Source organism: Streptomyces ferrugineus (genome assembly GCF_015160855.1).
Lineage (GTDB): Bacteria > Actinomycetota > Actinomycetes > Streptomycetales > Streptomycetaceae > Streptomyces > Streptomyces ferrugineus.
On record NZ_CP063373.1, the window covers coordinates 7688330 to 7701049 of the forward strand.

A 12720-nucleotide genomic window follows, 5' to 3' on the forward strand; every position below is an offset into this window, starting at 1 on the left:
ACCCCGCTGCCGGAGTTCGATCAGGACCGGACGCCTGCCTCCTACGGCAGCTCCGTCACCGGCCAGTTGAGTTCGGTGCGCAGGTCACGCGGGTCCATGTCCGGCGTGGGCTGCGTGACGTACGTCTCCCACCTGTCCTCCGCGGCTGCAAGACCCCGCGCCCGCATCCAGGAGCCCAACCGGTCCCAGGAGGGCCCGAGACCGTCGAAGGACCCGAAGTGCGTCAGCCGCGCGACCCGGCCGCCGGGCAGGGAGCCGGCCACGACGCCCTGCTCCGGCCGCACCGCCCGATCCGTGACGAACCCGACCTCCAGGTCCAGGGTCTCTCCCGGCGGCCCGTGGTAGAGGCCGAAGGCCGGACTCAGCACCGCGATCCGCTGCGCCTCGATGGCCCGGGCCAGGGCGCCGAAGGAGGCGTCGAAGAAGTCGCGCAACTCGGCCATCGGCACGACACCGCGGACGACAGCCGTCGTCGCCGGGTCCAGAACCACGAGCCCCGGCTCGGAGGCAGGGGCCTCGTCCTGCGATCCGCCCGCGGTCACTCGGAGCCCTCCCCGGAGCCCGCCGCCTCCGGCAGGGGCTGCTGCCCCGGCTTGCGTATCCACAGCTCACGCGCGCGTGAGAACAGGTTGCGCCCCGTTCCCCGCTCGCGGTGCCCATGGACGCGAGGGTCGTCCGTGACGTCGTAGCGCTTCACATAGGCACCCAGGAACGCCTGCAACGTGGCGACCGCCGGGATGGCGATCAGCGCGCCCACCGCGCCGAGGAGGGCGGTGCCGGCGATGACCGAGCCGAAGGCGACCGCGGGGTGGATGTCGACGGTCTTGGCGGTCAGCTTGGGCTGCAGCACATAGTTCTCGAACTGCTGGTAGACCACGACGAAGATCAGCACCCACAGCGCGTACCAGGGATCGACGGTGAACGCGATCAGCATGGGCAAGGCGCCCGCGAGATACGTGCCGATGGTAGGGATGAACTGCGACACGAGTCCGACCCATACGGCGAGCACGGGCGCGTACGGCACGTCCAGGCTCTCCAGCAGGATGTAGTGGGCCACGCCGGAGATGAGCGCCATCAGGCCGCGCGAGTACAGATAGCCGCCGGTCTTGTTGACGGCGATCTCCCAGGCACGCAGCACCTCGGCCTGCCTGTTGGGTGGCAGTACGGAGCACAGGGCGCGGCGCAGCCGGGGGCCGTCCGCGGCGAAGTAGAACGAGAACAGCGTGATCGTCAGCAGCTGGAAGAGCCCACCGAGGACCTGCGCCGACACGTCGAGGACGCCGGTGGCGCTGTTCTGCACGTAGTTGCGCAGCCAGTCGGACCGGAGCAGGCCTTCCTGGACGTCCACGCGTCGCAGCTCGGTGTGGAAGTGCGCGTTGATCCAGTTGATGACGGAGTCGAGGTAGTCCGGGAAGTCCTCGACGATCTTGATGATCTGGCCGGCGAGCATGGACCCCATCAGGGTCACGAACCCGGCCGACGCGATGATCACGGCGAGGAAGACGGTGGCGGTGGCCAGTCCCCGGCGCATGCCGCGCGAGGCCATCCAGCTCACCGCGGGCTCGATGGCGAGGGCCAGGAAGAACGCGATGAGGATGTTGATCAGCAGCCCGGTCAGCTGGTGAAAGGCCCAGCTGCCCAGCTGGAACACACCGACGAGCGCCAGCGCGAGCAGCATGGCGCGCGGCAGCCAGCGCGGCATGCGGGCGTTCGACCCGGCGTCGCCCGTGCCCGGAGGCGAGCTGGGCGGCGTCGTGCCGAACGGGGATCCTTGCCGGGGCAGCTGCCCGGTCTCGTCAGTGCGTGCCACGGAGCAAGTCTCGCCCACGCCGCTGACAATCGGCTGCGGTCCTTCGATCTTCGTGCCCTGTCAGCGTCTCTCCCCCGGAACGTTCATGACGGCACACACCACACGCCATACCTCCTTGGCCTCCCAGCCGGCTTCGAGCGCCTCGTGCACCGTACGCCCGCCGAGTTCCGCCATCACATGGTCGCGAGCGAAGGTGTCGGCGTACCCCGGACCGAAGTGTTCCGCCATCCGCTGCCAGAAGACCGTCAACCGCATGCGTCCAGTATCCCGCCCCTGAGAGTGGGCCTGTGCCGGGTCCGCTTGCCGAGACCGCTTTCCGCCCTACGGTCTGACGCATGCCCGAAACAGGAGCTTCCCCACTCCCCCCGCCGTCCTTGTCGCACTCCCCGCTGTTCTGCGCCGAGCAGTTCGTCTGGCTCACCGCGCGCGTGCTGGAGCAGCGCCTCTTCGCGTACCACTTCCTGAACGGCGCCGCCGCCCCGGTGGAGACCGCGCTGGACGCCTACCGCAACGAGGACGGCGGGTACGGCCACGCGCTGGAGCCGGATCTGCGCGGCCCGGTCAGCCGGCCGCTGCACGCCGGTCACGCGCTGCGCGTCCTGGACGCCATCGGGCGCTGCGGCGGACAGCGCGTGGACCGCGTGTGCCGCTATCTGACGTCGGTCTCCACCCCGGACGGCGCTCTCCCGGTGACCCATGGCGGCCGGGACGGCTATCCCACGGCCCCCTTCATTCCGCTCGTCGAGGACCCGCCCAGCTCGCTCCTGGCCACCGGGCCGGTGGTCGGCTTACTGCATCGCAACGAGGTGTGGCACGCCTGGCTGTTCCGGGCCACGGACTTCTGCTGGCAGGCGGTCGAGTCGTTGGAGAAGTCCCATCCCCACGAGATCGAGGCCGCCGTGGCCTTCCTGGACTCCGCTCCCGACCGCCCGCGCGCGGAGGCGGCCGCCGACCGCTTGGGCCGCCTGGTGCGCGAGCAGCGCCTGGCCGCCCTGGAACCGGACGACCTCGACGCGTACCCGCTCTCCCCCGGCTACGCCCCCGCCGAACACCACTTCCCGCACGACTACGCGCGGACACCGCACTCCCTCGCGCGCGCATGGTTCACGGACGACGAGATGAGCCGCTCCCTGGACCAGCTGGCCGGCGAACAGCAGGAGGACGGCGGCTGGCCGATCCGCCGGCGTCAGTGGGCGCCGAGCGTCCCCCTGGAGGCCCGCCCCATGGTGACCATTCAGGCACTGCACACCCTGAGGGCATACGGCCGCCACATCGGCTGAGCCGTCTCACCCGCCCATGGCCCGCACTCCCGCCGTCACCACCACGGCCGCCGCGACGACGAGTAGAAACGGAGCCCGCAGGACGAGCGCCAAGGCAGCCGCAGCGACTCCGGCCGCCCTCGCGTCCAGCACCAGCGCCTGCCCGTCGCCGAACGTCTGCTGAGCCGTCAGAGCGGCAAGAAGCGCGACGGGCAACAGCGCGGCGAGACGCCGTACGAGGGGTCTCTCCAGAGCCCCCTCGGGCACGAGCAGCCCGACAAGCTTGACGGCGTAGCAGCCGACGACCGTGAGGCCGATGGCGATCCAGGTACTCATCGCACGCTCCCCCGCACGTGTCGTCCCCGCGCCCAGAGCACGACGGGTGCCGCGAGGGCGGCCACCAGCACGGGCACCCCGGCGGGCAGCACGGGCAGCAGCCCGAGTCCCAGCACCACGGCCAGTCCGGCGGCGGCACGCTCGGTGGCGGACTTCACCATCGGCGCGAGCAGGGCGAGGAACACAGCGGGTCCGGCAGCGTCGAGCCCCCAGGCGTCGGTGTCGCCGATGGCCTCGGCCCCCAGCGCGCCCAGCAGTGTCGTGAGATTCCACAGCACATACAGACTCAGGCCGGTCACCGCGAACCCGATCCGGGCACTGCGTCGCGTGGGCTGCGCCAACGCGACGGCAGTCGTCTCATCGATCACCCACTGCGCGGCGAACGGCCGCACCGCGCGCGTGAGACGCAGCACCTCCGACAGCCGCAGCCCGTAGAAGGCGTTACGCACTCCGAGGAAGAAGGCCCCCGCGGCCGCGGTGAACGGACTGCCGCCGGCCGCAAGCGCCCCCACCAGCGCGAACTGCGACGCGCCCGTGAACACCAGCAGGCTGAGCACACAGGTCTGCACGAGCGTGAGCCCGCTGCCCGCCGACGTCACCCCGAAGGCGAACCCGGACAACCCGACGGCGCCCCCGACCCCCAGGGCGTCCCGCACCACTACGGCATCAGGCTTGTCCCCGTCCACATCGGGGTCTGCGAGAGTTCTCTGTTCTGCCACGCCCGAGACGCTAGGCAACCCACTACCGCGGGTCTTGTACGTTCTTGCGCTCCCGCTGATAGGCTCCCGGCGGCACGCCCACGATCCGGGTGAAGTGCCGGTTCAGATGCGGCTGATCGGTGAACCCCACGGCCACGGCCGCCTCGGCCGGCGAGATCCCCGTGTCCAACAACCGCCGAGCCCGCCGTACGCGCGCATCGGTGAGCCAGGCATGCGGCGGCATCCCGTACACATCCCGGAAGGCACGCAACAGGGCAAACGGACTCGCCCCAAGATCGGCAGCCAGCTTCTCCAGACTCGGCGGCGCGGCCATCCGGCCTTCGAGCACCTCACGCGCGCGTGCCGCCACCCGAGCCCCCGCCGTCCGTACCTCCCGCTGCGGCAGCGCACCACCGTTCAACCGCAGCAGCCGCGTCACGGCAACCCGGAGCAGCGTGTCGGCGGCCAGCGCATTGCCCTCGTCAGCCGCCCGCAGCACCTGATGCACCAGCCCCACCGCGTAGGCATCGTCGAGCACCGGCCGGACAAATCCCGGCGTACCCCGAAGAGCCGTGGTCTCGGCGGCGATCTCGCCCACCACCTCCGGCGACGGGTAGACGGCCCCGTACCGCCATCCCTCGGGAACGCCCGCCCGCCCCGTGTGCGCCGTGTCCGGATTGACCAGCGCGAGGGCACCGGCCCCCGCGTACACATCGGTCCCTCGATGCTGAAAGACCTCCGCGCCGTCGGCGATGGCGGCGATCACGAAGTGCTCGTGGGTGTGCCGCACAAACGTCTTCTGTATGTACCGGGCCCGCAGCAGATCAACCCCGGGCAGGTCGGCATACCGCCAGTGCCGCGCCCGCTCGCCTGAACCTGCCACGGATCCATTGTCGGCCTGCGCGGGCATCCCCCCGCGGACAGGTAGCCGCAGTGCCGGGCCGCCCGCAGGCACCTCGGCCCGACCAGCAGCCCGTTTCCCCAGCTCAGCCGCATTGTCAGTCCCCGGGTGCAGGATGGACGCATGGTCAGCAATCCGCACCGAGCCCTCGCCGGCTTCTCCCCCGCGACCCGAGGCTGGTTCACGGGCGCCTTCTCCGCGCCCACCGCAGCCCAGGCCGGCGCGTGGCAAGCCATCCAAGAGGGCTCGGACGTGCTGGTCGTAGCCCCCACCGGCTCCGGCAAGACGCTCGCCGCGTTCCTCGCGGCCCTGGACCAGCTGGCCTCCACACCCCCGCCGGCCGACCCCAAGAAGCGCTGCCGTGTCCTTTACGTCTCTCCGCTCAAGGCCCTCGCCGTGGACGTGGAGCGCAACCTCCGCAGCCCGCTGACCGGCATCCGCCAGGAGTCGGTTCGCATGGGCCTCCCCGAGCCCGAGGTGAAGGTCGGCATCCGCTCGGGCGACACCCCCGCCGCAGAGCGCCGAGCACTGTCCACGCGCCCCCCGGACATCCTCATCACCACCCCCGAGTCCCTCTTCCTGATGCTGACGTCGGCCACCCGCGAGGCTCTGACCGGCATCGAGACGGTGATCCTGGACGAGGTCCACGCGGTCGCGGGCACCAAGCGCGGAGCCCATCTCGCGCTCACCCTGGAGCGCCTGGACGAGCTCCTGCCGAAGCCGGCCCGCCGCATCGGCCTCTCCGCGACCGTCCGCCCGGTCGACGAGATCGCCCGCTACCTCTCTCCCCGCCGCAAGGTGGAGATCGTCCAGCCGAAGTCGGGCAAGGAGTTCGACCTCTCGGTCGTGGTCCCCGTGGAGGACCTCGCCGAACTCGGTGGCTCCCCGGTGGCCGACGGCTCCGAAGGCGCGGAGCGCCCCTCGATCTGGCCGCACGTCGAGGAGCGGATCACCGACCTCGTCCAGTCCCACCGCTCCACCATCGTCTTCGCCAACTCCCGCCGCCTCGCGGAGCGTCTCTGCAACCGCCTCAACGAGATCGCCTACGAGCGCGCCACCGGCGAACCCCTCGACGAACACCACGCCCCGGCCGAACTCATGGGCGGCTCCGGCGCGGCCCAGGGCGCACCCCCGGTCATCGCCCGCGCCCACCACGGCTCGGTGTCCAAGGAACAGCGCGCCCTGGTCGAGGAGGACCTCAAGGCCGGCCGCCTCCCCGCGGTCGTGGCCACCTCCAGCCTCGAGCTGGGCATCGACATGGGCGCGGTGGACCTGGTGGTCCAGGTCGAGTCACCCCCCTCCGTGGCCTCCGGCCTCCAGCGCGTGGGCCGTGCCGGCCACCAGGTCGGTGCCGTCTCCACCGGCGTGGTCTTCCCGAAGTACCGCGGCGACCTGGTGCAGGCGGCGGTGGTCACCGAGCGCATGCGCACCGGCGCCATCGAGTCCCTCAGGGTCCCCGCCAACCCCCTGGACGTCCTGGCCCAGCAGCTCGTCGCGATGACGGCGATGGACACCTGGCAGTTCGACGACCTCCTCACCACCGTCCGCCGAGCCGCGCCCTTCGCCTCCCTCCCCGAATCCGCCTTCACCGCGGTCCTCGACATGCTCGCCGGCCGCTATCCGTCCGACGCCTTCGCTGAGCTGCGCCCGCGCGTCGTCTGGGACCGAGTCGCCGGCACGATCACCGGCCGCCCCGGCGCACAGCGCCTCGCCGTCACCTCCGGCGGCACCATCCCCGACCGGGGCCTCTTCGGGGTCTTCCTCGCCGGATCCGATCCCAAGAAGGGCGGCGGCAGGGTCGGCGAACTCGACGAGGAGATGGTCTACGAGTCCCGCGTCGGCGACGTCTTCACGCTCGGCACCAGTTCCTGGCGCATCGAGGACATCACGCGCGACCGGGTCCTGGTCTCCCCGGCTCCGGGTGTACCGGGCCGCCTCCCCTTCTGGAAGGGCGACCAGCTGGGCCGGCCGCTCGAACTGGGCCGCGCGGTGGGCGCGTTCCTGCGCGAGGTCGGCTCGCTGCCCAAGGACGACGCCCGCCTGCGCCTGGTCACCGCCGGCCTGGACGCCTGGGCGGCCGACAACGTCCTGTCGTACCTGGACGAGCAGCGCGAGGCCTGCGGCCATGTCCCGGACGACCGCACGATCGTCGTGGAACGCTTCCGCGACGAGCTCGGCGACTGGCGCGTCGTCGTGCACTCCCCCTTCGGCGCCCAGGTACACGCCCCCTGGGCCCTCGCCCTCGGCGCGAAGCTCTCCGAACGGTACGGCATGGACGCGCAGGTCATGCACGCCGACGACGGCATCGTGCTGCGCCTGCCGGACGCCGACCTCATGGGCCTGGACCTGCTGGACCAGGAGCCGCGGAAGGCGGGCACGGAGTACGACGCCGACCAGGCGCCCGTCGGCGCGGCGGACGTCGTCTTCGACAAGGGCGACGTCGATCAGCTCGTCACCGACCAGGTCGGCAGCTCGGCCCTCTTCGCCTCCCGCTTCCGCGAGTGCGCCGCCCGCGCGCTGCTGCTGCCGCGCCGCAACCCCGGCAAGCGCACCCCGCTGTGGCAACAGCGCCAGCGCGCCGCCCAACTGCTGGAGGTGGCGAGCGAGTTCGGCTCGTTCCCGATCGTGCTGGAGGCGGTCCGCGAGTGCCTCCAGGACGTCTTCGACGTCCCGGGGCTGACCGAGCTCATGGGGGACCTGGAGGCGCGCAAGGTGCGCCTCGTCGAGGTCACCACCCCCGAGCCGTCCCCCTTCGCGCGTTCCCTCCTCTTCGGCTACGTCGCCCAGTTCCTGTACGAGGGAGACTCGCCGCTCGCCGAGCGCCGCGCCGCCGCCCTGTCGCTGGACTCCCGGCTGCTGGCCGAGCTGCTCGGCCAGGCGGAGCTGCGCGAGCTCCTCGACGCGGAGGTACTGACCGAGCTCGAGCGAGAGCTCCAGTGGCTCACCGAGGACCGCCGGGTCAAGGACGTCGAGGGCGTCGCGGACGTCCTGCGCCTCCTCGGCCCGCTCACGGACGCCGAACTGGCCGAGCGGGGCGCCGAAGCGCACTGGGCCCGGGAGCTGGCCGCCGCCCGCCGCGCCATCAAGGTCCGTATCGCCGGCACCGACCACTGGGCGGCGATCGAGGACGCGGGCCGCCTGCGCGACGCGCTCGGCACGGCCCTGCCGGTCGGCGTGCCCGAAGCCTTCACCGAGCCGGTCAAGGACCCGCTCGGCGACCTCCTCGCCCGCTACGCCCGCACCCACGGCCCGTTCACATCGGCCACGGCTGCGGCCCGCTTCGGCCTGGGTGTGGCGATCACGGACGGCGCCCTCCAGAGGCTGGCGGCGAGCGGGCGGGTCGTACAGGGCGAGTTCCACCCGGCGGGCATCGGCCAGGAGTGGTGCGACGCGGCGGTCCTGCGCCGTCTGCGCCGCCGCTCTCTCGCCGCGCTGCGGCACGAACTGGAGCCGGTGTCACCGGCCGCGCTCGCCCAGTTCCTGCCGCAGTGGCAGCACATCGGCAAGGGCCATGGGCTGCGCGGCATCGACGGGCTGGTGCGCGCCATCGAGCAGTTGCAGGGCGCGTCCGTGCCCGCGTCCGCGCTGGAGAAGCTGGTCCTGCCCTCCCGGGTCGCCAACTACACGCCCGCGATGCTCGACGAACTCACCTCGGCCGGAGAGGTCGTCTGGGCCGGCGCGGGCTCACTCCCCGGCAAGGACGGCTGGGTGTCCCTCTACATGGCGGACGCGGCCCCTCTGCTCCTGCCGCAGCCCCACCCGCTGGAGCCGACGGCGCTGCACCAGTCCGTCCTGGACGCCCTGTCCGGCGGCTACGGCCTGTTCTTCCGCCAGATCGCCGACCAGGTCCGTGCCACCACCCACCCCGACGCCACCGACCCGCAACTCGCCGACGCCCTCTGGGAACTGGCCTGGTCGGGCCGCCTCACGAACGACACGCTGGCCCCCATGCGCTCCCTGCTCGGCTCGGGCCGCACCGCCGGCTCCACGGCCCACCGCGCCAAGCGCACCATCCCCCGAGGACGCTACGGCTCCCTCACGGCCGCCGCCCGCCCCGCCTCCCGTACCGGCCCACCGACCGTCGCCGGCCGCTGGTCGCTGCTCCCGGCCCACGAACCCGACCTCACCGTCCGCGCCCACGCCCTCGCCCGCACGCTCCTCGACCGCCACGGCGTGGTGACCCGGGGAGCGGTCGCCGCGGAGGGCGTCGAGGGCGGCTTCTCGGCGACGTACCGCATCCTGTCCGCCTTCGAGGACAGCGGCCAGGCGCGGCGCGGCTACGTGGTCGAGGGCCTCGGCGCCGCCCAGTTCGCGATGGACGGCGCGGTGGACCGCCTCCGCGCGGTGTCCAACGCCCGCGACCGGGGCGACGGCCTGCCCGGCCCGGGCACCCACGGCACCCCCGAAGACTTCGGCACACCCGACCCCTACGACACCCCCACCACTCACGACTACCCGAACACCGCCCCCGCCTACGACATCCCCGCCCTCGACCACGACTTCCTGGACGCCCACCTCGGCCCGAGCGAATGGGTCTCCCCCCGGGACCTCGCCCCCCAGGACGACCACCGCACCCCACCGGGCAGCCGCCGGTCCGACGGCGGCGCACCCTACGGCACAGGCCCCGGCTCGGGCCCCGCCGCCCACCGCACCCGCCCCACACCGGACACCCGAGCCGTCGTCCTCGCCGCCGCCGACCCGGCGAACGCATACGGCGCCGCCCTGGCCTGGCCCGAGCCCCCCACCGGCGCCGGCCACAAGCCCGGCCGCAAGGCAGGCTCCCTCGTGGTCCTCGTCGACGGCGAGCTGACCCTCTACATGGAGCGCGGCGGCAAGACCCTGCTGGCCTGGCCCTCGGCCCCGGACACGGAGCCCGCCGACGACCCCCGCCTGCACACGGCAGCGGAAGCCCTCGCCGCGGCCGCCCGCGCAGGCTCCCTCGGCACGGTCACGGTGGAGCGCGTGAACGGCGCCCAGGCACTCACGTCCCCCATGGGCACCCTCCTGGAAGGAGCGGGCTTCATCGCGACGCCCAGAGGCCTACGCCTACGCGCCTGACCCCACCCCACACCCCGCCGCCCCTCACACATCTCCGCCCCATGCCACCCTTGACCCATGCCCGAAGGAGACACGGTCTGGCAGACTGCGAAGCGGCTCCACACCGCCCTCGCGGGAAACACCCTGACCCGCACCGACTTCCGGGTCCCCAAGTACGCCACGGTCGACCTCACGGGCCGCACCGTCCTGGACGTCACCCCGCGCGGCAAACACCTCCTCACCCGCATCGAAGGCGGCCTGACCCTCCACTCGCACCTCGGTATGGAGGGCTCCTGGAAGGTGTACGCCGACCAGCAGCGCTGGACAGGCGGTCCCGCGCACCAGATCCGTGTGATCCTCACAACCGCCCCCGGCGCACAGGCCCCCGACGCCCCTCCCGCCCGCACAGCCGTCGGCTATCGCCTCCCCGTCCTCGACCTGCTGCGCACCAGTGAGGAACACAACGCGGTCGGCCACCTCGGCCCCGACCTGCTGGGCCCCGACTGGGACCCCGACCGCGCCCTCGCCAACCTCCTCACGGACCCGGCCCGCCCCATCGGCGAGGCCCTGCTGGACCAGCGCCACCTCGCCGGCATCGGCAATGTCTACAAGAGCGAGCTCTGCTTCCTGCTCCGCGTCACCCCCTGGCTCCCCATCGGGGCCCTCCCCGCCGAGCACACCGCGCAACTGCCCGTCCTGGCCAAGAAGCTCCTGGAAGCCAACCGCGACCGCCCGGTCCGCAGCACGACGGGCCGCCGCGGCCAGGACCTCTTCGTGTACGGCCGCGCCCGCCGCCCCTGCCTGCGCTGCACCACCCCGATCCGCGCGGCCGACCAGGGCGACGGCTCCCGCGAGCGGCCCACCTACTGGTGCCCGGCCTGCCAGGCGGGCCCGGCCCCGAGCCCCGCGCCCGGCACCGCCTCACACCGCAGAACCCAGCACCGTACGACCAATTGACGACCCATCAGAAACCCTCGTACCGTCCCTTCATGGCCGTCAAGGCGTACGACCTCACCGGACGCACCGCATTCGTCACCGGCGCCGCCAGCGGTATCGGCCGCGCCTCGGCCGTCCTCCTCGCCGAGGCCGGCGCCACCGTGCACTGCGCCGACCGTGACGCACAGGGCCTGCACGACACGGCGACCGCCATCAAGGCGAGCGGCGGCACCGCCCGCACCCACCACCTCGACGTCACCGACCGCGAGCAGCTCCGCCAGGCCGTCGCCTCCTGCGAGTGTCTGGACGTACTGGCAGCGGTCGCCGGGATCATGCACAGCAGCCCGGTGCTGGAGACGAGGGACGAGGACCTGGACCGAGTCCTGAACGTCAATTTCAAGGGCGTGCTGTACGCCTGCCAGGAGGCGGCCCGCGCGATGCTCGCGCAGCGCATCCGGGGCAGCATCGTCACCATGGCCTCCGGCGCCGTGGACACCGGAGGCCCCGGCCTGCTCTGCTACGGCGCGGCCAAGGCGGCCGTCGTGCAGTTGACGAAGACGCTGGCGACGGAGATGGGCCCGCACGGCATCCGCGTCAACGCGGTCGCCCCGGGCTGGATCCGCACCCCCATGACCGACCGCCACGAGACCGCTGAGCAGACCCGTACCGAGGCCCTGATGGCCCGGATGTCACCGCTGGGCCGGGTCGGCGAGCCTGCGGACATCGCACACGCGGTGCTTCACCTGGCGTCCGACGCGTCGTCCTTCACCACGGGGCAGATCCTGCGTCCGAACGGCGGTGTGGCGATGCCTTGGTAGCCGGCACCAGCCGTCCGCCCCGCCCCGCCCGCCAGGCCTCCGCCCACCGCCGTGGATCGACGGCTCCCTCGGCGCGCGCCTTCGGCACACAGTGCACCGGCAACAGGCTCAGCCCCCACCCTCCGGCGGCGACGGCCGCCTCCAGCGCCCCCGCGTCCGGCACCAGCGCGAGCCGCAGCACGGCCCACCACCACAGCGCCCCGAGCCCGAGAGCCACCCCCCAGCGCGCTATCGGCCGTGCCATCCGCTCACCTCCAGCCCGAGGCTAGGCCGCCCGTTCACCGGCCGGGAGGGCGCACCGACGACACACGGAGCGCGAACGGACGCTTTCACCGCGTGTCAGGCACCGTCACACCCTCCACGATGACCGCCGGGCCATCCACCGGCAAACGGACACCGCGCGGCCCCACACAGCACGAAACCCCGACCGCACTCCCCCAGATCTCCCTGGAGAAGCCCTGGCCGGGGCCTCACACAACTCCTCAGCGCACGGTCACTCCACGCGCAGCGGCGGCACCGTCACGCGGCGACCACGTCCACCGCCTCGGAAGGCGCCTTGATGGTCACCCGTTCCGGTGGCACACCGGTCACCGACACGGAACCCAGCATCGGACGGACCGACGTGGGTACAGGCTCGCTGGGTGTGGCCGCAGCAGACTGGGCCAGCTCGGCGAGGGCGAGCTCGTCGCTCACTTCCCGCATGAGCTCGGACATCCGTACGTCCAACGCGTCGCAGATCGCGGCGAGCAGCTCGGAGGAAGCCTCCTTCTGCCCCCGCTCCACCTCGGAGAGATAGCCGAGTGAGACTCGGGCGGACGAGGAGACTTCGCGCAGAGTACGGCCCTGGCGCTGGCGCTGCCGACGCAGCACGTCACCCAGCAGGCGACGGAGCAGAATCATCGGTGGCTCCCTCCTCGGACCGCGT

Annotated in this window: 11 protein-coding genes and 1 pseudogene; 4 read left to right on the plus strand and 8 right to left on the minus strand. The window is 72.5% G+C overall.

Translation table 11 applies throughout. The features are described 5' to 3' along the window. Nucleotides 1-41: 41 nt before the first annotated feature. The 3 genes from IM697_RS34310 to IM697_RS34320 are packed head-to-tail and all read right to left on the minus strand — an operon-like array spanning nt 42 to nt 2065. Nucleotides 42-542, minus strand: coding sequence for a GyrI-like domain-containing protein (locus tag IM697_RS34310; RefSeq protein WP_228044288.1), 501 nt, complete (start codon nt 540-542; stop codon nt 42-44). Continuing rightward, nucleotides 539-1810: an AI-2E family transporter gene (locus tag IM697_RS34315; RefSeq protein WP_194039976.1), complete on the minus strand. Its 1272-nt coding sequence runs from the start codon at nt 1808-1810 to the stop codon at nt 539-541. The genes IM697_RS34310 and IM697_RS34315 overlap by 4 nt, the downstream gene beginning before the upstream one ends. Before the next feature lie 60 nt (nt 1811-1870). Continuing rightward, nucleotides 1871-2065, minus strand: coding sequence for a DUF3046 domain-containing protein (locus tag IM697_RS34320; RefSeq protein WP_194039977.1), 195 nt, complete (start codon nt 2063-2065; stop codon nt 1871-1873). An 80-nt stretch (nt 2066-2145) separates the two neighbouring features. Between IM697_RS34320 and IM697_RS34325 the strand changes: the two genes are divergently transcribed. Then, a complete protein-coding gene (locus IM697_RS34325) occupies nt 2146-3090 on the plus strand; it encodes a hypothetical protein (protein ID WP_194039978.1) in 945 nt (314 codons plus the stop codon). Between the two features lie 6 nt (nt 3091-3096). On the opposite strand, the gene IM697_RS34330 is transcribed toward IM697_RS34325, so the two are convergent. From IM697_RS34330 to IM697_RS34340, 3 genes and pseudogenes are all read right to left on the minus strand, one after another. After that, complete coding sequence (locus IM697_RS34330; RefSeq protein ID WP_194039979.1) at nt 3097-3405, minus strand: AzlD domain-containing protein; 309 nt, start codon at nt 3403-3405, stop codon at nt 3097-3099. Then, nucleotides 3402-4124, minus strand: coding sequence for an AzlC family ABC transporter permease (locus tag IM697_RS34335; RefSeq protein ID WP_194039980.1), 723 nt, complete (start codon nt 4122-4124; stop codon nt 3402-3404). Before IM697_RS34335 ends, IM697_RS34330 begins: the two co-directional genes overlap by 4 nt. Nucleotides 4125-4155: 31 nt before the next feature. After that, nucleotides 4156-4986 (minus strand): annotated as a pseudogene (locus IM697_RS34340) (AraC family transcriptional regulator); the annotation flags it as partial. 141 nt (nt 4987-5127) lie between these two features. On the opposite strand from IM697_RS34340, the gene IM697_RS34345 reads away from it, so the two are divergent. Genes IM697_RS34345 through IM697_RS34355 form a run of 3 tightly spaced genes read left to right on the plus strand, consistent with a single transcriptional unit; the run spans nt 5128 to nt 11795 of the window. After that, nucleotides 5128-10062 (plus strand): ATP-dependent helicase, encoded by a 4935-nt coding sequence (locus IM697_RS34345; protein WP_194039982.1) that lies wholly within the window; start codon nt 5128-5130, stop codon nt 10060-10062. Between the two features lie 57 nt (nt 10063-10119). Further along, a complete protein-coding gene (locus tag IM697_RS34350) occupies nt 10120-10998 on the plus strand; it encodes an Fpg/Nei family DNA glycosylase (RefSeq protein WP_194039983.1) in 879 nt (292 codons plus the stop codon). A 32-nt stretch (nt 10999-11030) separates the two neighbouring features. Further along, nucleotides 11031-11795, plus strand: coding sequence for an SDR family NAD(P)-dependent oxidoreductase (locus IM697_RS34355; protein ID WP_194039984.1), 765 nt, complete (start codon nt 11031-11033; stop codon nt 11793-11795). Here the strand turns inward: IM697_RS34355 and IM697_RS34360 are convergent. Beyond that, nucleotides 11743-12039: a hypothetical protein gene (locus IM697_RS34360; protein ID WP_194039985.1), complete on the minus strand. Its 297-nt coding sequence runs from the start codon at nt 12037-12039 to the stop codon at nt 11743-11745. The two genes, IM697_RS34355 and IM697_RS34360, sit on opposite strands and share 53 nt — an antisense overlap. A 275-nt stretch (nt 12040-12314) precedes the next feature. Next, nucleotides 12315-12695 (minus strand): helix-turn-helix domain-containing protein, encoded by a 381-nt coding sequence (locus IM697_RS34365; protein ID WP_019756312.1) that lies wholly within the window; start codon nt 12693-12695, stop codon nt 12315-12317. Between the last annotated feature and the right edge of the window lie 25 nt (nt 12696-12720).